The sequence below is a fragment of the Mycobacterium sp. UM_Kg27 genome, assembly GCF_000972905.1.
Lineage (GTDB): Bacteria > Actinomycetota > Actinomycetes > Mycobacteriales > Mycobacteriaceae > Mycobacterium.
The window spans coordinates 57,053-77,346 of the sequence record NZ_JRMM01000002.1 but is presented as its reverse complement, the minus strand read 5'-3'; the positions used below and the strand labels follow the sequence as shown (position 1 = coordinate 77,346).

Below are 20,294 nucleotides of genomic sequence, written 5' to 3'. Positions count from 1 at the left end.
AGATGTGTATAAGAGACAGCTTCGGAGCAGTCGTGCCCTGACGGTGTCATTCCGGCCATCCTCGCTGTTCATCGCCTGCAGGAACCCTTCTCGTTCTAGCACCGCGCGATGTGATGAACCGAGCAGCGTTCCACTGACCGGGCAGAGCGACGATATTTCGCAGCCATCAGGCCGACAATCGGCCGGTGACCGATCCACACGACATCACTGTCGATCTACTCATCGTTGGTTCTGGTACCGGAATGGCGGCGGCACTTGCCGCACACGAGGCGGGCCTGTCGACACTGATCGTGGAGAAGACCTCTTACGTCGGGGGGTCGACGGCGCGTTCGGGTGGCGCGTTCTGGATGCCGGCCAACCCGATACTTGCCGAGTCGGGTTCCGACGACACGCTGGCCGCGGGGCGCACCTATCTCGACTCGGTTATCGGGGATGCGTCAGCTCACGAGCGGGCACACACGTTCCTTTACTACGGCGGGCCGACGGTTCAGATGTTGCGGCGCACCACCCCGATGAAATTCCAGTGGGCCAAGGACTATTCGGACTACCACCCGGAGAGGCCGGGCGGCAGCGCAATCGGGCGGACCTGCGAATGCCGCCCGTTCAACACCGCCGTACTCGGTCCGGAGTTGGCACGGCTGCGCCCCGGCGTGATGAAGTCGTCGTTCCCCATGCCAGTGACCGGCGCTGACTATCGTTGGCTCAACCTGATGGTCCGCGTGCCACAAAAGTCGTGGCCCCGAATCCTGCTTCGTGCCTTCCAGGGCATCGGGGGGCTCGCTTTGCGCAGGCGATACGCCGCGGGCGGCCAGGCATTGGCCGCAGGCATGTTCGCCGGCGTCGTGCGTGCCGGGATCCCGGTATGGACCGACTCGCCGGTCTCCGAGCTGCTTGTCGAGGACGGCCACGTTGTCGGTGCGGTGGTGAACCGCAACGGCAGCACGGTGACCGTTACGACTCGGCGTGGTGTCGTGCTGGCGGCCGGCGGTTTCGACCATCGGATGGACTGGCGACACAAGTTTCAGTCCGAACGGCTCGCCGAGCATGCCAGCCTCGGCGCCGAGGGCAATGTCGGCGACGGCATTCGCCTCGCCCAAGAGTCCTGCGACGCCGGCATCGCGTTGATGGACCAGGCATGGTGGTTTCCGGCCTTCGCGCCGTTGCCTGGCGGCGAGCCGACGGTGATGCTCGCCGAACGTTCCCTTCCCGGTTGCCTACTCGTCGACCAGAACGGGCAGCGATTCGTCAACGAAGCCATCGACTACATGTCTTTTGGACAGCAGCTGCTCGAACGTGAACGCGCGGGCAACCCCGTCGAAGAAATGTGGATGATCTTTGATCAGAAGTACCGCAACAGCTATGTGATGGCCGCAGACTTGTTCCCTCGGATGCCGATCCCCACCACGTGGTACGACGCGGGTATCGCGCACCGGGCCGACGATATGCCGGGACTTGCGCGTGCGATCGGCGTTGATCCGTCGACCTTGGCTACCACGCTCGATCGCTTCAACCGGATGGCCGACGCAGGCGTTGATACGGACTTCGGCCGAGGCGCGAGTGCATACGACCGCTACTACGGCGACCCGACGATCGCCCCGAATCCCAACATGCGTCGCGTCGGCTCGGGGCCGTTCTACGCCGTGAAGGTGGTTCTCAGCGACCTGGGCACCTGCGGCGGACTGCGCACCGACGTCCGCGGGCAGGTGTTGCGCGAGGACGGATCTGCCGTCGACGGCCTCTACGCCATCGGAAACACCGCCGCCAACGCGTTCGGCGCAAGCTATCCGGGGGCCGGTGCGACGATCGGACAGGGCCTGGTCTTCGGATACATCGCGGCACTGCACGCGGCCGGCAGACTCGACTGAGCCGTCCCTATGCCGGGTCGTCTTCGGCGGCGATACGCCGTTCGACCTCGTACCAGTAGTCGCGCATCGGGAATTTGGTGACGTCTTCGCCGCCCTTGGCGAAGATCTCGTCGACCTCGTCCAAGTCCTTGATCATCTGCAGCGCCAGATCCCGTTCAGCCGCGTAGTAGTCCTCGGACCACCGCAACGCCAGTCGCGCGTAGGACCAGGCGGGCTCCTCTCCAGTCCACCGAGCCTCGGTGGCCGCGGCCTGGTGCATCTGCTCGACGTGAGCGACGTGAGCGTCAAGTACCTCCCGCAGCCGGCCGGGGTTCATCAGGTGACCGAAAATGACCCGCAGCAACGGGTTGTGCTTGAGAGTGGGGGGCTCCACGGGCTCCTCGTTGGCCCACCTTGTCACCGCGGTCAGCCCCGAATCGGTGATCTGGTACATCCGCCGACTGCGCACCCCGGCGTCGACGCGGGATGTGACCAAACCATGCTGCTCAAGCCGCTTCAGCTCTGAATAGATCTGGCTGTATGCCGGACTGGAGTAGAAGAACCGGACCGTCCAATTGAACCACTTCTTGATGTCATAACCGGACAGCTCGTCCCCGCCCGACAGCATCCCCAGCAACGCCCATCCGGTGGGTGACACACTCAGCCCGGCGGGGACATTGTCGGTCGCTTCGCTCACTTCACAAGGCTAACAACCTCCGGCACCCGCAAGATGCCGCAACTACCGCTGGTCGGGAACCTGCGTTGCGACGAGAGAACCCGGGGGCCGACGTTCCGCCCGCTGGCCGGGAAACGGGTCTGTTGCCGCTCTCATGCGTTGCAACACTCGATGGTGGTCAAGCGACCGTCGGCACCGACCGTGCGGTCAGGCGCGGATCGCCAGCCGGACATCAGACGAGGAGTGGGGATGCAGATCGAAGGAAGAACCTTCGTCGTGTCCGGAGCGGGAAATGGCATGGGAAGGCAGGTCGCTGTCGGCCTTGCTCGCCGCGGCGCGCGGGTAGCCGCCGTCGACATCGACGAAGCGGGGTTGGCCGACACCGCTGAAGTCGCCGGCTCAGCCGGATTCTCGACCCACAAGGTGGACATCACTGACCGACTCGCCGTCGCTGCGCTGCCAGGCGAGGTGGCCGCGGCGCACCGTCACATCGACGGTGTCGTCAACATCGCCGGCATCATCCACAAGTTCGCGCCGTTCACGAATCTGGCCGTTGATGACATCGACCGGGTTTGGGCCGTCAACTTCAACGGCACGGTCAATATGTGTCGCGCATTTCTGCCGCTCCTGCTGGATCGGCCCGAAGCCAACTTGACCAACATGTCAAGCCTGGCGGCGCTGCTGCCCTTCGCGAGCCAAACGCTCTACAGCGCGAGCAAGGGGGCCGTCAAGCAGTTCAGCGAAGGCCTCTATGCCGAGCTGTGTGACACCAATGTTCATGTCGTGACGGTTTATCCAGGCAACATCTCGACCAATCTGGCCGGGAACTCTGGTGTCGACATGCTCGATGCCGGCGGCCGAAAGGTGCGTTCTACCACCCCGGATTCCGCGGCGAAGAAGATCATCGATGGCATCGTGAAGAACCGATTCCGGGTGCTCGTCGGTACCGACGCGGCCATTCTCAGTGCGCTGAGCCGGATCTCACCCCGACGCACCACCGAGCTGGTCGCCAGGCAGATCAAGTCCGTGCTATGACCGCTGACTCCCACACCCCGGCAGGAAAGCCATTGTCGCCGACACTCGACTACGACGTCATAGTGGTGGGTTTCGGCGCTGCGGGCGCATGCGCTGCGATCGAGGCCGCCGATCGCGGTGCGCGCGTCCTGGTGCTGGACCGCAGTTACGGCGGCGGCGCTACAGCACTCTCGGGGGGAATCGTCTACGCCGGCGGTGGCACCGAAGAACAACACGCCGGCGGCTATTCAGACAGCCCGGAGATGATGTTCGCCTACCTCAAACAAGAGGTGGGCGACGCGGTCGGTGACGACACGCTCACACGGTTCTGTCGGGAAAGTCCGGCGATGATCAAGTGGCTCAAAGCACAAGGAGTCCCTTTCAGGGGCGGTGCGGTGTCGTCGTATAAGACCTCCTACCCCACCGACGAGTTCTACCTCTACTACTCCGGAAACGAGAAGGCGTATCCCCACGCGCAGCACGCCCGGCCCGCGCCGCGGGGACACCGAACGGTGGCATCCGGCATGAGTTCGGGCAAGGTTCTCTTCGAGCACTTACGGCAGTCCGCGATGTCGAAAGGTGTGCACTTCATCCCGCTCGCACGCGTAGACGCTCTCATCAGGGATGACAGTGGCCGCGTCGCGGGTGTTCGCTTCCGTGCCATGGACATCACACATCGCCGCAAGCGCGAGCATGCCGCGCTCACCAAGCTCACCGCCAAGATCGGCAACTGGATGCCCCATCTGGTCCGCCGCCCCGTCGCGCGAGCCGAGCGATTGTGGGCGAAGGCCGCGGTAGAGCAAGAGGCGCGTTGCAGTGCAGTTATTTTGGCGGCCGGCGGGTTCGTGTACAACCGGACGTGGATGCAGGAGTTCGCGCCCGATTTCATGGGCATCTCGCCCCTGGGTACCAGCGGCGACGACGGTTCGGGGATCGCGTTGGGACTGAGCGCCGGCGGTGTGACAGACAGAATGGGCAACGTCACCGCGTGGCGTTTTCTGGCGCCCCCCAGCGGATTTCTGGAAGGTTTGACCGTCGGCGCGGACGGGCGACGCATCGCGAACGAAGACCTCTACGGCGCCACCCACGGCAACGTATTGATGCGCGAGTTCGGCGGTACCGGGTGGGCGATCTACGATCGGGCCACGTGGAAGAAGATCAAGACCCAGGTCCGTGAGCAGACCAAGATGTTTCAGCGGCTGCAACTGCTGTATCTGTTCACCACCGGTCACAAAAAGGCCGCATCCCTCGACGGGATCGCCCGGGCGAACGGTATCGATGGCGGCGGTTTACGCAAGACCGTCGATGCCTACAACCGGGGAATCGACTCGGGCACTGGCGATCCCGCCCACAAGGACCCCTCTTTGTGTCCGCCGCTTCGGACCGGGCCCTACTATTCGATCAACATCTCCGCGAACTCCTCAATGTTCTATCCGATTCCGGGTCTGACGTTGGGGGGCCTCGTCGTGGACGAAGCTACCGGGGCGGTGAAACGTCGCAACGGAGAATCGGTGCCCGGTCTCTATGCGGCCGGCCGCAATGCCGTCGGGATCTGCTCGAACAGCTACGTCAGCGGGCTCTCGATCGCCGACTGCGTCTTCAGCGGACGCCGAGCCGGTGGGCATGCCGCCGCCGAGCTCAACCTGGCCGCTGAGGACGACTCTTAAGGAGACCTATGCCCGACAACGCCACCAGTACCCCGACCGGTCAACTGCAGGCACCGCTCGCACCGGAGATGCGCCGCGTTCTGGGCCACTTCTGCACCGGAGTCGCCGTCATCACCGCTCATGACGGACAGCGCCCGCTCGGTTTCACCTGCCAGTCGGTGACCTCAGTGTCACTGGACCCGCCGTATATCTCATTCTGCCCCGCCAACACATCAAGCAGCTGGCCCAGGATCCGGGAGGTCGGCACGCTGTGTGTCAACGTCCTGTCCGCGTACCAGCAAGACGTGTGCACACAGTTCGCCACCCGCGGAAGTGACAAGTTCGCGGGAGTGAGTTGGCTGCCGGGCGCAAACGGGGCGCCCGCGCTGCGGGGAGCCCTGGCTTCGATCGAAGCTGACATGGAATTCGAACACGCGGCCGGCGACCATACCATCGTGGTGGCACGTGTCACCGCACTGCACGCCCACGAGGAAGGTGGTCCATTGCTGTTCTACCGCGGCGGATACGGCAGATTCGACGGTGCGTGGCATGACTGACTTCGATTCGGTCTTCGATGTGGTCGTCGCGGGTTCCGGCGGAGGCTTGGCGGGCGCCTACACCGCAGCACGCGAAGGTCTTTCGGTGCTGCTGGTAGAGGCCACCGACCGGTTCGGCGGCACCACCGCGTACTCCGGTGGCGGTGGGGTCTGGTACCCGTGCAATCCCGCGCTGCAACGTGCCGGCGCCGACGACACGATCGAAGAGGCCCTGCGTTACTTCCATGCGGTCGTCGGCGACCGCACTCCGCACGACCTTCAGGAGGCCTACGTCCGCGGTGGTGCGGGATTGATCGAATACCTGGAACAGGACCCGGGATTCGAGTTCGCGGCCTTCCCCTGGCCGGACTACTACGGGTCGGTTCCCGGCGCCCGCGCCGACGGCTTCCGTCACACCGTCCCGGTGCCGCTGCCCGATCAAGAACTCGGCGGCCACCGCGGGTCGGTGCGCGGGCCCCTCGATGCCGAGCGCCTCGACAGTCCCGCCCCGGACCTGCTTACCGGCGGCCGCGCACTGGTCGGACGCTTCCTGGCCGCACTCGGTAGATTCCCGAACGCTGTGTGCTGGCGAAATGCCCCGCTCACCGAGTTGATCGTCGAGGACGGCACCGTGGTCGGTGCGGTGGTCGAGCACGACGGCAAACCCGTACGGGTTCGGGCCACCCGCGGGGTGCTGCTTGCCGCAGGAGGTTTCGAGCAGAACGCGGCCATGCGTGCGCAGTACCGCGTGCCCGGCAGCGCACGGGACACCATGGGCGCACCGGGCAATGTCGGAACCGCACACCGGGCCGCCATCGAGGTAGGGGCAGACGTCGATCTGATGGATCAGGCATGGTGGTCACCGGGGATGATTCACCCCGATGGACGGGCCGCATTCGCGCTCTGGTTCACCGGTGGCGTCTTCGTCAACCAGGATGGCCGCCGATTCGTCAATGAATCGGCCCCCTACGATCGGCTCGGGCGCGACGTGCTGGCGCAGATCGATGCCGGCAAGATGTCGTTGCCGTTCTGGATGATCTACGACAACCGGACCGACGGCATTCCCCCCGTCGGCGCCACCAATGTGTCGATGGTCGACGCCGCCGACTACCACCTCGCCGGCCTGTGGCATACGGCGGACACTCTGGACGGTCTCGCCGAGGCCATCGGCGTCCCCAGCGCGCACCTGACGGCGACGATCGAGCGATTCAACAAGCAGGCTGCAGCCGGTGTCGATGAGGACTTCGGTCGAGGCGGCGAAGCCTACGACCGGGTGTTCACCGAGGGCGCCTCGCCGCTGGTCCCCATCGACACGCCGCCGTACCACGCCGCCGCATTCGGCGTCTCGGATCTGGGTACCAAAGGCGGATTGCGGACCGACGTCCATGCCAGGGTGCTGACCGATGACGATTCCGTCATACCCGGGCTCTACGCCGCTGGGAACACCATGGCGGCCGTCAGTGGAACCACCTATCCGGGCGGGGGCAACCCGATCGGGGCCTCCATGTTGTTCAGTCATCTTGCCGCGCTGGACATGGCGGAAAAGGAGCAGGAATGCTGAGCGAACCGATCACACCGGACGACGTCCAGCGCGCGCAGGCCGTCTTCGAACCGTTGACCCAGTCACTGCGTGGACTCATCGACGTGACCATCCGCAGCCGCGCCGACGAGTCCGACGTGCGCAGGGCGCACGCACTGATTCAACAGGCCAGTGAGATATTGGGATCTCGGTTGGACCCCGCACCCTTCGGGGTACGCAATGCGACGGACGGACGGGCACTGGTCTGGGGCAATGTGGCGATCGGCATGCGCAACGCCATCGCACCGCCGCTGCGCGTTGACCTTGCCGAATCGGGACAGCGCGCGACAGCCGATCTTGTGCTGGGTGCCGCCTACGAGGGCCCACCGGGACAGGTACACGGGGGTATGTGCGCGCTCATACTCGACCACCTATTGGGTGCGACCGCCCATCGGGCCGGACAGCCCGCCTTCACCGGCACCTTGACTCTTCGCTACCTAGCGCCGACGCCGCTGGGCAGATTGCGGGCGGAATCCTGGGTGGAGCGCGAAGACGGCGGGAAGACGTTCGCCGAAGGGCATCTCCTCGATCCGCAAGGCCGCGTCACTGTTCATGCCGCGGGGGTCTTCATCAGGCCCAAGCCCAAGGCCTGACTGCAGACTCACACCGGGTCAAGCGCCGAAATCAACCATTTCGCATCGACTTTGGCCAGGCTGACCACCACACTACTGGCGGTGAGCGCAGGCTCGGGACGATCACGGCTGACCGTCTCCTGATTGAGGAACACCAGCACCTTCGCGTCGTTCGGCCGGATTTCCATCAGGCCCGCATTCACCACCTGGGCGGCCGCCTTGATTCCCTTGGTGCGTACGGCCGGTGCAACCACATCGGTGGTGAACTTGCTGTAGTAGGTCAGAAAGTCGCCGAACATCAGGCCGCGGGACCGTTCGATGTCCTGATCGAGAGTCTCGGGTGCATACGACAGCAACGCCACCGTCGCCGATGACGCAGCGCGAACGGCTGCGTCGCCCGCCGCATCACCGGACTGCTGAATCGGACGGTAGGTGGTCACATAGAGCACGGTCGCCAGCAGTGCTGCCACCGCCAGGATGAGACCGAGGAAAAACAGCTTGCGGCGTGCGGTGAACATTGCCTTGGCTCCGCCGACCACTGAGGGGTCCGGCGCGATGGTGTCGATGTGATCCTCCGCGCTCAGCGGTGCATCGGTGGGTGGCCGAATATCGCCTTCCTCGGCGACCTCGGCAACGGCGCCCTGGTCAACCGTCACGGTACGAACTCCACTTTTGACATCTTGATCTGGTCTCCTTCGCGCCGCAGGTCGACGGTCAGACGCCACCTTCGGGGAGATTCCTCGGCACCGGCGGCGTTGGTCACAGTGGACGAGGCCGACACCAGGACCACAGCGGAGTCCGAGGTCATCGATTCGACTGCGGCCGCCGTCGCCGTAGCTTTGGTGGTCACCTTTGCGTCCTTGGCGACGCTACTGAAGTCGTCTGCAGCGCTCAGGAATTCATCTCGGAAGGGGCCGGTCGAGTTGTCGACGATTCGCTGCACACTGCCCTGGGGGTCGTTGAAGTCGATCGACATCAAGGTCACCACAGCTTGGCGCGCCGCGGCGACGAACTCTGCACGGTTGCGCTCATGCGCCTGCGCCGTCCGCTGCGAGCTTAGCATCCAGGCGCTCGCCGCGAGCAGGACGCACGCACACAGCACGATGCCGGCGGTGGCCAGCTGTCCTTGCCGGAGCCCGGAGAGCAGAGCTCGGGTGCGCGTCGGCCACGACGGATTGCCTTCAACGGCAGCGGCCTCCACGCGTGGCGCGGGAGGTGGCACGGTCTCAGAGACCGGGTCGAGATTCCGCGCTTGCTGCTGCAATCGGATGGCGCGGGCCCGCGCCTGGGCTGCCACGGCCTCTGCCGCGGCGGCCTCGGCTTCGGCTTGTTCCACAAGCGCGACGACGTCCTCGGCAGTCGATTCACCGGAATCGACGCCCGGGTGCGGTGCGGGGGACTCAACCCCGCCCCGCATGATTGCGGTCTCCGACATAGCGCCCACCGGTTTCCCTTCATCGCCGGGTCGGGCCGATTGCGGCCGACATCGGCACATTAAGTCCGGCCGCCGCCGCCGTGGTGGCGCTCTCCCACCCAGTGGGCGGGTTAACCCGACCGGGACCGGGACCGTCAGCGGTAGTCGATCACCAGTGGCGCAACGCGCACAGTGCGCCCTTCGGGCCATCTGCGGTGGCGACCACGACTCCGTCCACCGTCAACTCACACTGAAACCCGGGCTCGGCCGAACGACCGCTCGTGGCCGTCACCATCGCCCACCGCTGCGGATCGGCCAAGGTGGCACGCAGCACCCACGGTCTGCCGGGCCCGACGTCGGCCTGCACTTTGGGGCTGAACTCGTAAGGATTGTGGCTGTAGTCGGCCCACGTCGGCGGATCGGTGTCCCGGTAGTAGATGTCCGCGACCACCGGAGATCGTGTGGTCACGGTGTAGACGACCTCGTGCGCAACAGGGGGGTCTGCGTGCGCGGGCGCACCGAGAGCACCGAATACGGCCAGCGCTGCCGCCAATAGCTTCCTAGCCATCACCGCGGCTCCATCGCGGGGCGCCGTTCTTCGACTGACAGCTGAGAAACAGTCCATCGGGGGCCTGCGCCACCCAGTTCTCGTATCCGGCGCAGCTTGAACCCAGTTCCTTGATGCCCGCCATCGACGGGGACCGGAAGTATCGCGGCTCGTAGCGTCGCGGCGATCCACAGAACACCAACCTGTCCGGTTGAATAGAGGGCCCCGCGACGGCCGTTCCGAAGACGTAGTAGGCGGTATCGTGGCACGCCTGCCCCAGGACGACTCCGGTGCTCAGGCCCGGTACGCAGGACGGGTCATCGCACGAGACGGGATCTGCCCCGGCAGGGACCGTCGTCGTCAACGCCACGACCGAGGCCGCTGCGGCCAATAGCGCTCTTCCCCGCATGCTGGGCAACTTTGTCAGGACAATGCCGTTGCGAGATGTTGATGGTCCACTCAGCGGACACATTGCGGTGCTGCCGTCCAGGAACGAGGTTTACTTCGGACGCCGAAGTCCGGGTGCCCCAGACCAATCCGAGGAGCAGGCTATGCGCCGTGGGCCCGCCATCGCCGTCACCGTCACTGGGCTGGTGCTCGCCGGCACAGCTTCCGTTACCGTCGCGCAGGCCGATCACCCCGACTGGGGCCTCAACGGCACCTACACCGCCGTCTCCAACGGCGAATGGGCGCGCAAGAATGAAGTTTTCTACGATCAGGCCAGCCGCCGCAGCATCTGGACCATCAGCACCCAATGCAGCTACCCGGGCGAGTGCACCGGGACGGTGCGTAGCGACGAGAGCTGGACAGCGCCCATCTACCAGAAAAGTTCGGTGTGGTACGTCAAACGACCCATCGACAACTGGGTCCCGTGTCCGGACGGCAGCACCGCGCCGGGACTGCAGACCTTCCGATTCAAGGCGATGACGCCCGAAGGCGCGAACGCCGATCCAACGTCGACCATGCTGGTCGGTGAAGACACCACCACCGGCCCCAGCGGCGCGTGTGGCGCGAGTAAGCCGGTGTACATCAACATGCCGTTCAAACTCACCAAGATCGGTTGAATCGTCCGGTCGCAGTGATCTCCCACCGCTCCCGGTGGGCGCCACCTCATCTCGGCAGCATGTCTTCCCAACTCTGCGGCACCGGACGGACCAGGTCTGATTGGCGGTACACCTTGCCGTCGGGTGCCGCATACTGCCCGGTCCGCGGGTTGTAGGTGGCAAACGCCACAGCGGGGCCGCTGGTGTCCGCGGCGTAGCCGCTCGGTGCAGCAGGGACGCCTCCCTCCGGGGAAGCGGGTTTTTCAGCCGGTGGCGCCGGGTCACCCTGGGGGGCGCCCGGAGCGGTCACCGCGGGGGCTTCGGCAGGGCCGAAGATCTGGTCCCCGAAGGTGATCCGATCATCCGGGGGAATACCCTGAGCGATCAGCGCAGGATCGATCGGGTACGGCCCGGTGACGTGCTGACGCATGGCCAGCGGCTCAAATGGCTTGTCGCTCTCACAGATCTCGACTGTCGGTGCGCGCTTGCCGGGCTGAGCCATACAGGGGAAGTTCCTGGCACCACGAACCCCAATGGCCGAATCCTGCGGCAGTTTGCAGTACAGCCCGTCCGGCGTATCCACATCGCTGAGGTCCGCCGGCGAACGCCATGACGACGGCGGTAAGAAGCCCACCGTGCATGCCGGCGGGTCGCCGAGAGTGAGGCTGAACTCCGAAAGTGCCATGCCCGTCGGGTTGTTCAGGGAAGACCCGTAGGACTGGGTGGCGGCCAGATACGGCGGCAACAGCACGAGCAGCTGCTCGATCGATCGATGGTAGACGAGGCCGATCTGGCCGACAGTGGTGAGATTGGCCAACAGCAGCGGCAGTGTCGGCTTGATCTCGGACAACAGCCGAGACGCTTCGTCGGCTGCGCCAGATCCGTCGCGAAGTATGGTCCGCACTTCGGAATCACGAGCATCCACCTGTCGCGTGATCCCCGCCAGGCTGCGCGCCCAGGTCCGGATCGCATCTGCACTCTCGAGTTGGCCCTCCAGCAGCGGCCGGCTGTCGTCGATCAACCTGCGCGTGCTGTCAGCGGCCGCGTCGAGCCGGGCGGCCAATGTGCTCGACGACTCGAACAGTGCGCTGAGGTCGTTGCCGGTTCCGTTGAGTGCCTTGAAGGATTCGTCGAGCACAACCCCCAGCGTGCCGGTGGGGATGCTGCCCACCAACTCGCTCATCTGATCGAGCATCGGACCGACCGGCCTCGGCAACGACACGTTCTCAGCGGTGATGGTGGAACCGTTTTCGAGGTAGGGGCCGGCGTCGGTGCGCGGTACCAGGTCCACGTACTGCTCGCCTACCGCCGATACGCTTCGCACATTGGCCTGCAGATCTGCCGGAATCCTCGGCGAGGATTTCAACGACATCGACACTTGGGCGCCGAGGCGGGTGGGCCGGATGTCGGTGACCTTGCCCACCTCCACGCCCCGGTAGGTCACGTTGGAGAATTTGTACAAGCCTCCGGTGGTCGGCAGTTGAAGCTTCACCGAGATGCGGCCGATACCCAGCAGGACCGGCGCCTGCATGTAGACGAAGACCATCGAGCCGACACCGATCACCGAGGCGATGGAGAAGATGATCAGTTGTCTACGAACGAAACGGGTCAGCATCAGCTTCCGCCCTGGGCCGGTGTGGACGACTCCTGGTCGTCTTGTGTGGGTGATTCGTCGGTTTCAACGGTGGTCAAAGGTGGCAGGGTTGCCACCTCGGCGGGGGGCGGTCCCAGGGGTGCATGCAGCGGGTCCCGCGTATAAGTCGAGTACCACGGGTCCCCGGGCGCCGGCACCATAGATGCCCCCACGTCACCCCACCTGGTTCCGAGCAGGATGCCCTTCTTCATGCGGGGAATGGTGAAGTCGAACACGATGAACTGGTTCATGTAGTCGCCGCGGATGCCACGGTCGATGAATTCCTGCGTGTAGGGGTAGGTGGGCAGGTAGGAGATCGCGGTGGTCAGGTCCGGCCCGATGTCGGCCAGGGCGCGCACCGTCGGCTCGAGATTCTCCAAGTTGCGGACGATGTCGGCCTGCGATTCGTTGATGAGTTGGTTTGCGGTAGAGCTGAAGTCGCCCAGCTTGTCCAGCGCAGTGACCAGCCGCGGCCGTTGTCTGTTCAACACCTCGAGTGCGGGAGGGATCCGATTCAGTGCGCCGGTCAGAACGTCGCGCTGGCCGGCGAACGTCGCTGCCATCCGGTTCAGCGACGAGATCGTGGCGATGATGTTGTCGTGCTGACTGTCCAGCAGCGTCACCACCGTGTTCATCCGGGTCAGCAGGTCCCGGATCTGAACTTGCCGTCCGTCGAGGGCCGCGTTGAAGTTGTGGACGATGTCTCCGATCCGAGTCAGGCCACCGCCGTTGACCACGATCGACAGCGACGACAGGGTCTGCTCGGTCGATGGGTATGTCGAGGACTTGGACAACGCAATGGTCGCTCCCGGGTCCAGCCGCCCGGTGGGCGCCTCGCCCAGGGGCGGGTCCAAGGCGAGGTGCATTGATCCCAACAGGCTGGTCTGGCCCACGGCCGCGACCGCGTTTGCCGGAATGACTACGTCGGGCCGGACCGAGATCTCGACGTCAGCCCGCCAATTCTCGACGGTCATCCTGCGGATCGCTCCGACAACCACATCACCGACCATCACCGGTGAATTCGACTCCAAGGTACCGATATTCGCGACCTTGACGTGGTAGATCACTGCGTCGGCACCGGTTCCGACCGTGCCCGGAAGCGGCAACGAGTTGAGTCCGTCGAAGGAACAACCGGACGTGATCAGAGCCGCGCAGCAGGCTGCGGTGGCCAGCCTTCGGATCGACATGGTCTTCGTCACGGCGCACCTCCCGGGGCTGACAGGCCGGCTCCTGCCGGCAACAGCAGCTCAGTCACATCCGATGCGGCCGGCACCGGTGGCGGCGGCACCCCGGGCGGAATGGGCGCACCCGGGTAGAGGGCCGGATGTCGATGCGCGGGCAGGCCGTCGGGGGCGTAGGCCCCCGGCTGATGCGCCGGGTCGGTCCACCCCGGTGGCGGGGGAACGTCGCCGGTACCGGTGTAGGCCGACACCGCCGGCGGAATCTCCTGCGGTCCGCGGTCGGTTCCCCCGCCGCCGGGCGCCAGCGCGGGATCGGAATAGATCACGTTCTTCGGAGCGGGCCCCAGGTAGGCGTTGAAGGGCAGCGGCAGATAGTTGAAGTTCATCAGGCGTAGTGCCGGCCCGAGGTATTGCGCGCACGCCTTACCCGACGCCTCGGCCGTGGCGTTTTCGACAGCCGCGATCGCCGAACAGATCGTCGCGACGGGATTCGCGAAATTGTTCATCGCAAAAGATCCCCGGGGACCACCGGTGTCCGGGTTGTAGATGTTATAGCCATTGACCAAAGCATTCGGCGCCGCGTGCAGCACGTTTTTGACCACCATGCTGTTGTCGGAGAGCACCTGCGTCACATTGGCCAGCCGCTCGATCTGTTCGACGGTCTGCTCGCGCGAGCCCGCGATGAATCGCTGGATCTTTGCGACGACGGCCGACAACTCGGTGATAGCCGAGTCCAAATCCGACCGGCTGCCGTCGATCACGCTCGTCACATCGGCGAGGCGATCCTGGAACTCGACGATCTGGGTATTGCTGTCACGCAGTGCGGCGACAAAGGTCTGGAGATTGGTGATCACCCCGACGATGTCGCCACTGCCCTTACCCAGCACCCGGCCGACGTCCGCCAGTTGCGTGATGGTCTGACGCAAATTGTCACCGTTGCCTGCCATGGCGTCAGCGGCGGTGTCGATGAAACGTCCCAGCGAGGTACCCGACACGCCGCTGGACGGACCCAGGTCAGAGGCGAGCCGGGTGAGCTGCTCTTTGATCTCGTCCCATTCGACCGGGACGGCGGTCCGGTCTTCGCCGATCTCGGCGCCGTCGGGCAGGGTGGCCCCACTGGCGGCCGGACTGGACTCATAGGCAGGCGTCAGCTGCACATAGCGAGCCGACACCAGGTTGGGCGCCACAATGATCGCCTTCGCTTCGGCGGGAACGAGCACGTTGCGGTCCACCGCGAGGACTACCCGGGCGCGAGTTCCCAACGGCTCGATGGATTTGATGGTGCCCACCCGCACGCCCACCACGCGGACGTCGTCACCGGGATAGATAGCCGTTGCCGATTTGAAGTAGACGACGATCGTCCTCGGACCCAGCAGCCTCTGATAGCCGACGAACACCACAGCAACGGCCAGCAGTAGCGCGATACCGCCGGCGATGAGCTTCTTTCCACGACTGTCGAGCAGTGTCCTGACACTCATCGTGATCCTCCGGGAATCCCGTTGTAGGGGAACGGGAATTCGGCGCGCGGCCCGGCGTTGTCAGGTGGCTGTCCGGCATTGACTCCGCGGCGGAATCCGAGTGCGTAGTCCAGGAACGGCTGGATCGCCGGCCCCGGGAGCAGATTGGACGCAAATCCGTTGTAGTAGAACCCGTTGTTGACGGCCTCGCCTTGCGTCAGCTGGTATTTGGCCAGGCCTTTGAGGGACTTCTCCAGATTGTCGCGGTTGCGTTCCAGCATCTGCGCGACCTTGTTGAGCTGCGTGAGCGTGGGTGTCAGTTCCTGCTCGTTATCATCGACGAGACCGGAAAGCTGTTGTGCCACCGCGGACGTACTGGCAAGCAGATCGACGATCGCGTGGCGGCGGTCCTGCAACACAGCGAGCAGGTCGTCGGCATTGAGGATCAGCCGGTTCACCTGCTCGCTGCGTTCGGACAGGATTCCGGTGACACTGGCGGCGGACGCGAGCAAGCCGCTCAACGATTCGTTGCGGTTGTTCAGCGACTTCGACAATCGGCTCACCCCGTCGAAGGTGGGGGCCAGTTGAGGTGCCAGTCGCTCGATGGTCGCCGACAACGTGTCCAGGGATTGGTTGATGGTCGCGGTGTCGGTCGCCGCCGTGTTCGCGGTGAACTCCCCGAGCGCGTCGGTCAGCGAGTACGGCGACGCGGTGCGGGCCAAGGGGATGACGCCGCGCGCACCGATACTGCCGGGACCGCGCGGCTCGATGACCAGGACCCGCTCACCAAGGAGTGTTGCAATGCCGATGTGCGCTGTGGTGTCCACGCCGAGCCGGACCCGGCTGTCGACGGCGAAGCTGACCCGCGCCTTGCCGTGATCCAGGGCGACCCCGGAGACCGTGCCGACATTGACGCCCGACACCTTCACAGTGTTGCCCGCAGACAGCCCGCCGGCCTCGGCGAACAGTGCCTGATATCTGATCGAGGTCGCCATCGCCAAGAGCTGCTTGGGTTGCAGCCCGACCATGATGATCAGCACGACCAGTACGACGCCGACGAATCCCAAACGGAAAAGCGATGTTTCACGGTACTTGAGCATTAGGGTTCTCCGCACCTTCCGGTGTTCTGGATTACCCACGGGAAGTGAGCGGTACGGCCCTGCAGATCGGTCACCCGAAGCGAGACACCGCAGATGTAGAGGTTGAGCCAACTGCCGTACGAGCCGAGGCGAACCAGCTTGCGGTAGTTCTGGGGAGTCTTCTGCATCAGCAAGTCGAGCCGGGCCAGGTCGGTTTCGTTCGCCACCAACGGGGCCAGTCGGGTCAGCTGATCAACCGTTCCCGACAGCGGCCGGCGGGCCTGGGTCAACAGTCCGGCCAACGACGCGGTCCCGTTGTCCAGTGCGGTGATTGCGCTGCCGATCGGGTCGCGGTCGGCGGCCAGACCGCTCACCAGGCGCTCGAGGCCATCGACCGCACCGGAGAACTGCCTTCCGTCCTTGGACAGCACCGCCAGCGTGTCGTCGAGATTCGCGATGAGCTGTTCCACGATGTGTCCGTTGTCGGCCAACGCATTTGTGAAAGAAGAAGTTCTGCTGAACAACGACTCCAGGTCACCGCCACCCTGGCCCTGGAGGATCTGGATCAACGAACTGGTCAGGGAGTTGACGTCGTCAGGGTTGAGGCCCTGAATGACGGGCTTGAGACCTCCGAGCAGCAGGTCGAGGTTCAGGGCCGACTCGGTCCGGTCGAGGCCGAAGCGCGATCCCGCCGGCCGGATCTTGGTTGATCCGGGATCGTCGATGAGTTCCAGGTAGCGGTCGCCGACCAGGTTCAGGTAGCGCACGGCGACCTTGGTGCTCTCGGTCAGCCGCACGGTGTCGTCGGCGTCGAAGGCCACGAGAACGGTGTTGTCGGGTTGCAACGCGATCTTGCGTACGGTGCCGACGCGAATTCCGGCGACGCGCACCGAGTTTCCCACTTTGAGGCTGGAAGCGTCCTGGAAGACCGCCGAGTAGGCGTTGGTGGAACCCGACCGGTACTGGCTGAAGATCGCGAGAAGAACAGCGGTGAGCATGACCATGGTCACACCGAACGCACCGAACTTGACGGACGTCTTTCCGAGGCCGCTCATCCGGGCTGTCCGATCTGTCCGCCGTTTCGTGGTGGTCCGTCGATCGGCCCGTACAGCAACTGTTTGAGTCCGTCGGAGTTCAGCAGAATCCCCTCGTTGCCGTATTGCGCGGGGTTGGCGTTGACGTCGGTGATGACGAACGGTGGCTGCTTCTGGAAGCCGACCTTGGGAAGGTCGGTGCACTGGGGTCCGCCGGTGGCGGCGACCTTGGGCAGGTTCTGCGGATAGCGGTAGCGCTCTTGCCCGAAAACCACGGTCTGCAGGAGCAGACCGCCGGGCACCGGTGTGCCCGGCGCCTTGGCGAGCTCCACGGCACCGCCCAGCCCACAGGTCAGCGCCTCATGGTACTGGTTGGTGAGGTCGGTGGTCGGGCCGAGCAGGTGCATGACATCGGCGATCGCCTGCTGGTTGCCACCCACAACGTCATTGCCCGTGTCGGCCAGGCCGATCGCGCTGAGCAGCAGTGTGTCCAGGTTGTGCTGTTCGCCGACGAGCGTCTGGCTCATCCGGGTCGCTGCGCCGGCGGTGGCGGTCAGGTCAGGTGCCGCATCGGCATAGGCGTTGAACACGTCGGGCGCGACGGTGAGTTCGCGTCGCATTGCCGGCAGGCTCGGATCGGTTCGCGCCAGGAACCCCTCGAGGTCGCTCATCATCTGACCGATCCGCTCCCCCCGGCCGTCCAGGGCGGTGGCGAGCGCGCCCAGCGTCTCGTTGAGTTTGGTGGGTTCGATCTTCTGCAACACCGAGGACAGCCGCTCGAAGACCGAATTGACCTCGACCGTGACATGGTCGGCGTCGAGCACCTGGCCGGTCTGCAAGGAGTGTCCCGAGGGCTGGTCCGGCGGAACCAGATCGACGAACTTCGACCCGAACACCGTCGAAGAGGAGATGCCGACGCGCACGTTTGCCGGAATGACGTCCAGGTAGGACGGGTTCATAGCAAGATGCAGCGCGGCCCGGCCGTCGGGTAGCGATTCGATTGACTTCACCGAGCCAACCTGGGCCCCATGGAGTTTCACCTTCGCGCCGGTGTCCATGACCAGGCCGGCACGCTGCGACAGCACGGTGACGGGCACCGTCCTGGTGAAGCTGCCCCGGAAGAATCCCAGCGCTACCGCGACGGTGGCCACGACCACCGAAACGGAAGCCAGCCCCAGCAGAATTCGTCGTGCCTTCGAAGTCATCGCCATCAGTGCTACGCCGCCCTAGCCCGACAGGTTGAAGTTGCCGTCGGAGCCGTAGACCGCCAGCGACACCAACAGGGTCACCGAGATCACGACGACCAGTGAGGTGCGCACGGCCGTGCCCACGGCCACCCCTACTCCCGAGGGCCCCCCGGAGGCGAAGTAACCGAAATAGGTGTGCACCAGCAGGACCGCGATAGCCATCAGGATCGCCTGCAGAAACGACCACAACAGATCCGTCGGATTGAGGAACGTGGCGAAGTAGTGGTTGTACAGGCCTGCCGATTGGCCGAACATCACCACGGTGGTCAGCTTGCTGGCGACGAAAGACAAGATCACGGCAATCGAATACAGCGGCGCGATCGCCACCATCCCGGCCGCAATGCGGGTGCTGACAAGGTATTCGACCGCACGGATGCCCATGGTCTCCAGTGCGTCGACCTCTTCGTTGATCCGCATGGCGCCCAACTGAGCCGTCACGCCGGCACCGAACGTGGCCGCCAGGCCGATTCCGGCCACCACCGGCGCCGATATCCGGACGTTGATGAACGCGGCCAGAAAGCCGGTCAGGGCTTCAATGCCGATGTCACCGAGCGAGCTGTAACCCTGAACCGCCAACGTTCCGCCGGCGGCCAGCGTGAGAAATCCGACGATGACGACGGTCCCGCCGATCATCGCCAATGTTCCTGCCCCCATGCTGATCTCGGCGATCAGGCGGATCACTTCACGACGGTAGGCCGACGCCGCGTGTGGAACTCCGCCCAGAGCACGCCCGTAGAACGCGGTGTGATCGCCGATCCGGCCGATGACCTCGACCGGTCTGTTCAGCTCACGCGTCAGCTGCGGGTGCAGCACTCGTAAACCAGCCATCGCCATGTCCGGCTAGTCCGAGGTCATCTGGATGCCGATGGCGGTCACCACCACGTTCACCACGAACAGCGCCATAAAGGCGTACACCACCGTCTCGTTGACGGCGTTCCCCACCGCTTTGGCCCCTCCTCCGCTGATGGTCAGCCCGCGATAGCAGGCGACCACTCCGGCGATCAGGCCGAACAGTGCCGCCTTCACGCACGAGATGATCACCTCCGGGACCCCGGTGAGCAGCGTGATCCCGGCAGCGAATGCCCCGGGGTTGACACCTTGAATGAAGATCGAGAACGTGTAGCCGCCGAGGATCCCGATGATGACCACCAGGCTGTTGAGTAGTAGGGCGACGATGCCCGAGGCCAGCATCCGCGGCGCCACCAGCCGCTGAACCGGGTTGATACCGAGCACCTCCATGGCATCGATCTCTTCACGGATGGTGCGTGAGCCCAGGTCCGCGCACATCGCCGTTGCCCCGGCTCCGGCCACTATCAACACGGTGACCATCGGTCCGACTTGAGTGACCGCGCCGAAGGCCGCCCCCGCTCCGGACAGGTCCGCGGCGCCGAGCTCGCGCAACAGGATGTTCAGCGTGAAGCTGACCAAAACGGTGAACGGGATGGCGACCAGGACGGTGGGCATCAGTGACACCCGGGCCACAAACCAGGACTGCTCCAGTAGTTCTCGGCCTTGAAAGGGGCGCCGGAACAGGAACTTCACCGCGTCGGCAGACATGGCCAGCAGTCCGCCGACTGCCTGCATGGTTCCGGCCCCGCCTGTACCGAGCACCCGCAAGCCGGACGACCAGTGGTCCTGGGCACTGTTGACCATGTACCGCAAACCCTTCACTGGTGGTTCGACCGAACCCTGTCACCGGTCCGCCCGGCTCGGCGGCCACAGACACGTTGACAGCCGAACGTGTCCGCCGACACTCGGCGTCCCATCTACCGGGAAGCCGCGCGGCGGCGGA

The 20,294-nt window shown here is 65.0% G+C and carries 20 protein-coding genes; 7 read left to right on the top strand and 13 right to left on the bottom strand.

The annotated features are described in order from the left end of the window. Positions 1-185 precede the first annotated feature (185 nt). Positions 186-1,865 (top strand): 3-ketosteroid-delta-1-dehydrogenase, encoded by a 1,680-nt coding sequence (locus LI94_RS00795; RefSeq protein ID WP_046299980.1) that lies wholly within the window; start codon positions 186-188, stop codon positions 1,863-1,865. Between the two features lie 7 nt (positions 1,866-1,872). Here the strand turns inward: LI94_RS00795 and LI94_RS00790 are convergent, their stop codons facing one another. After that, positions 1,873-2,472: a PadR family transcriptional regulator gene (locus tag LI94_RS00790; RefSeq protein WP_239651121.1), complete on the bottom strand. Its 600-nt coding sequence runs from the start codon at positions 2,470-2,472 to the stop codon at positions 1,873-1,875. Positions 2,473-2,769: 297 nt separating this feature from the next. On the opposite strand from LI94_RS00790, the gene LI94_RS00785 reads away from it, so the two are divergent. The 5 genes from LI94_RS00785 to LI94_RS00765 are packed head-to-tail and all read left to right on the top strand — an operon-like array spanning position 2,770 to position 7,888. Then, positions 2,770-3,555, top strand: coding sequence for an SDR family NAD(P)-dependent oxidoreductase (locus LI94_RS00785; RefSeq protein WP_046299978.1), 786 nt, complete (start codon positions 2,770-2,772; stop codon positions 3,553-3,555). Beyond that, positions 3,552-5,201: an FAD-binding protein gene (locus LI94_RS00780; RefSeq protein WP_046299977.1), complete on the top strand. Its 1,650-nt coding sequence runs from the start codon at positions 3,552-3,554 to the stop codon at positions 5,199-5,201. The genes LI94_RS00785 and LI94_RS00780 overlap by 4 nt, the downstream gene beginning before the upstream one ends. An 8-nt stretch (positions 5,202-5,209) precedes the next feature. Further along, the gene (locus LI94_RS00775) at positions 5,210-5,737 is read left to right on the top strand and encodes a flavin reductase family protein (protein ID WP_024442259.1); all 528 of its coding nucleotides are present in this window, start codon (positions 5,210-5,212) and stop codon (positions 5,735-5,737) included. Continuing rightward, positions 5,730-7,277 (top strand): FAD-binding protein, encoded by a 1,548-nt coding sequence (locus tag LI94_RS00770; RefSeq protein ID WP_024442258.1) that lies wholly within the window; start codon positions 5,730-5,732, stop codon positions 7,275-7,277. Before LI94_RS00775 ends, LI94_RS00770 begins: the two co-directional genes overlap by 8 nt. Next, positions 7,271-7,888: a PaaI family thioesterase gene (locus LI94_RS00765; RefSeq protein ID WP_046299976.1), complete on the top strand. Its 618-nt coding sequence runs from the start codon at positions 7,271-7,273 to the stop codon at positions 7,886-7,888. The genes LI94_RS00770 and LI94_RS00765 overlap by 7 nt, the downstream gene beginning before the upstream one ends. A gap of 8 nt (positions 7,889-7,896) precedes the next feature. Here LI94_RS00765 and LI94_RS00760 read toward each other — a convergent pair whose 3' ends face one another. The 4 genes from LI94_RS00760 to LI94_RS22060 all read right to left on the bottom strand — a co-directional run bounded on the left by LI94_RS00760 (position 7,897) and on the right by LI94_RS22060 (position 10,237). Then, positions 7,897-8,523, bottom strand: coding sequence for a hypothetical protein (locus LI94_RS00760; protein WP_231384172.1), 627 nt, complete (start codon positions 8,521-8,523; stop codon positions 7,897-7,899). After that, positions 8,520-9,302: a hypothetical protein gene (locus tag LI94_RS00755; protein WP_239651119.1), complete on the bottom strand. Its 783-nt coding sequence runs from the start codon at positions 9,300-9,302 to the stop codon at positions 8,520-8,522. Before LI94_RS00755 ends, LI94_RS00760 begins: the two co-directional genes overlap by 4 nt. 148 nt (positions 9,303-9,450) lie before the next feature. Next, positions 9,451-9,849 (bottom strand): hypothetical protein, encoded by a 399-nt coding sequence (locus LI94_RS00750; protein WP_046299975.1) that lies wholly within the window; start codon positions 9,847-9,849, stop codon positions 9,451-9,453. Further along, on the bottom strand, positions 9,842-10,237 hold the full coding sequence (locus LI94_RS22060; RefSeq protein ID WP_082105620.1) for a hypothetical protein: 396 nt from the start codon (positions 10,235-10,237) through the stop codon (positions 9,842-9,844). The genes LI94_RS00750 and LI94_RS22060 overlap by 8 nt, the downstream gene beginning before the upstream one ends. A 142-nt stretch (positions 10,238-10,379) precedes the next feature. Here LI94_RS22060 and LI94_RS00745 point away from each other — a divergent pair, with 142 nt between their 5' ends. Continuing rightward, the gene (locus tag LI94_RS00745; RefSeq protein ID WP_046299974.1) at positions 10,380-10,892 is read left to right on the top strand and encodes a hypothetical protein; all 513 of its coding nucleotides are present in this window, start codon (positions 10,380-10,382) and stop codon (positions 10,890-10,892) included. A 46-nt stretch (positions 10,893-10,938) separates the two neighbouring features. On the opposite strand, the gene LI94_RS00740 is transcribed toward LI94_RS00745, so the two are convergent. The 8 genes from LI94_RS00740 to LI94_RS00705 are packed head-to-tail and all read right to left on the bottom strand — an operon-like array spanning position 10,939 to position 20,155. After that, positions 10,939-12,486, bottom strand: coding sequence for an MlaD family protein (locus LI94_RS00740; protein WP_024442252.1), 1,548 nt, complete (start codon positions 12,484-12,486; stop codon positions 10,939-10,941). Further along, on the bottom strand, positions 12,486-13,691 hold the full coding sequence (locus LI94_RS00735) for an MCE family protein (RefSeq protein WP_024442251.1): 1,206 nt from the start codon (positions 13,689-13,691) through the stop codon (positions 12,486-12,488). Before LI94_RS00735 ends, LI94_RS00740 begins: the two co-directional genes overlap by 1 nt. Before the next feature lie 8 nt (positions 13,692-13,699). Next, entirely contained in the window at positions 13,700-15,163 is a 1,464-nt protein-coding gene (locus tag LI94_RS00730) for an MCE family protein (RefSeq protein WP_024442250.1), read from the bottom strand. After that, a complete protein-coding gene (locus LI94_RS00725) occupies positions 15,160-16,242 on the bottom strand; it encodes an MCE family protein (protein ID WP_046299973.1) in 1,083 nt (360 codons plus the stop codon). The genes LI94_RS00730 and LI94_RS00725 overlap by 4 nt, the downstream gene beginning before the upstream one ends. Beyond that, entirely contained in the window at positions 16,242-17,276 is a 1,035-nt protein-coding gene (locus LI94_RS00720) for an MlaD family protein (RefSeq protein WP_046299972.1), read from the bottom strand. Before LI94_RS00720 ends, LI94_RS00725 begins: the two co-directional genes overlap by 1 nt. Beyond that, positions 17,273-18,460 carry an MCE family protein gene (locus tag LI94_RS00715; protein ID WP_082105622.1) on the bottom strand — a complete coding sequence of 396 codons (1,188 nt, stop codon included), beginning with the start codon at positions 18,458-18,460 and terminating at the stop codon, positions 17,273-17,275. Before LI94_RS00715 ends, LI94_RS00720 begins: the two co-directional genes overlap by 4 nt. A 21-nt stretch (positions 18,461-18,481) precedes the next feature. Further along, positions 18,482-19,330 carry an ABC transporter permease gene (locus LI94_RS00710; RefSeq protein ID WP_024442246.1) on the bottom strand — a complete coding sequence of 283 codons (849 nt, stop codon included), beginning with the start codon at positions 19,328-19,330 and terminating at the stop codon, positions 18,482-18,484. Between the two features lie 12 nt (positions 19,331-19,342). Continuing rightward, complete coding sequence (locus LI94_RS00705) at positions 19,343-20,155, bottom strand: ABC transporter permease (protein WP_024442245.1); 813 nt, start codon at positions 20,153-20,155, stop codon at positions 19,343-19,345. Positions 20,156-20,294 lie beyond the last annotated feature (139 nt).

Bases quoted from the DNA above. Each gene is read 5' to 3' on its own strand.
- LI94_RS00790 (WP_239651121.1), bottom strand. From the start codon at position 2,472: ATGCTGTCGGGCGGGGACGAGCTGTCCGGTTATGACATCAAGAAGTGG.
- LI94_RS00785 (WP_046299978.1), top strand. From the start codon at position 2,770: ATGCAGATCGAAGGAAGAACCTTCGTCGTGTCCGGAGCGGGAAATGGC.
- LI94_RS00780 (WP_046299977.1), top strand. From the start codon at position 3,552: ATGACCGCTGACTCCCACACCCCGGCAGGAAAGCCATTGTCGCCGACA.
- LI94_RS00775 (WP_024442259.1), top strand. From the start codon at position 5,210: ATGCCCGACAACGCCACCAGTACCCCGACCGGTCAACTGCAGGCACCG.
- LI94_RS00770 (WP_024442258.1), top strand. From the start codon at position 5,730: ATGACTGACTTCGATTCGGTCTTCGATGTGGTCGTCGCGGGTTCCGGC.
- LI94_RS00765 (WP_046299976.1), top strand. From the start codon at position 7,271: ATGCTGAGCGAACCGATCACACCGGACGACGTCCAGCGCGCGCAGGCC.
- LI94_RS00755 (WP_239651119.1), bottom strand. From the start codon at position 9,302: ATGTCGGAGACCGCAATCATGCGGGGCGGGGTTGAGTCCCCCGCACCG.
- LI94_RS00750 (WP_046299975.1), bottom strand. From the start codon at position 9,849: ATGGCTAGGAAGCTATTGGCGGCAGCGCTGGCCGTATTCGGTGCTCTC.
- LI94_RS22060 (WP_082105620.1), bottom strand. From the start codon at position 10,237: ATGCGGGGAAGAGCGCTATTGGCCGCAGCGGCCTCGGTCGTGGCGTTG.
- LI94_RS00745 (WP_046299974.1), top strand. From the start codon at position 10,380: ATGCGCCGTGGGCCCGCCATCGCCGTCACCGTCACTGGGCTGGTGCTC.
- LI94_RS00740 (WP_024442252.1), bottom strand. From the start codon at position 12,486: ATGCTGACCCGTTTCGTTCGTAGACAACTGATCATCTTCTCCATCGCC.
- LI94_RS00735 (WP_024442251.1), bottom strand. From the start codon at position 13,691: ATGTCGATCCGAAGGCTGGCCACCGCAGCCTGCTGCGCGGCTCTGATC.
- LI94_RS00730 (WP_024442250.1), bottom strand. From the start codon at position 15,163: ATGAGTGTCAGGACACTGCTCGACAGTCGTGGAAAGAAGCTCATCGCC.
- LI94_RS00725 (WP_046299973.1), bottom strand. From the start codon at position 16,242: ATGCTCAAGTACCGTGAAACATCGCTTTTCCGTTTGGGATTCGTCGGC.
- LI94_RS00720 (WP_046299972.1), bottom strand. From the start codon at position 17,276: ATGAGCGGCCTCGGAAAGACGTCCGTCAAGTTCGGTGCGTTCGGTGTG.
- LI94_RS00715 (WP_082105622.1), bottom strand. From the start codon at position 18,460: ATGACTTCGAAGGCACGACGAATTCTGCTGGGGCTGGCTTCCGTTTCG.
- LI94_RS00710 (WP_024442246.1), bottom strand. From the start codon at position 19,330: ATGGCTGGTTTACGAGTGCTGCACCCGCAGCTGACGCGTGAGCTGAAC.
- LI94_RS00705 (WP_024442245.1), bottom strand. From the start codon at position 20,155: ATGGTCAACAGTGCCCAGGACCACTGGTCGTCCGGCTTGCGGGTGCTC.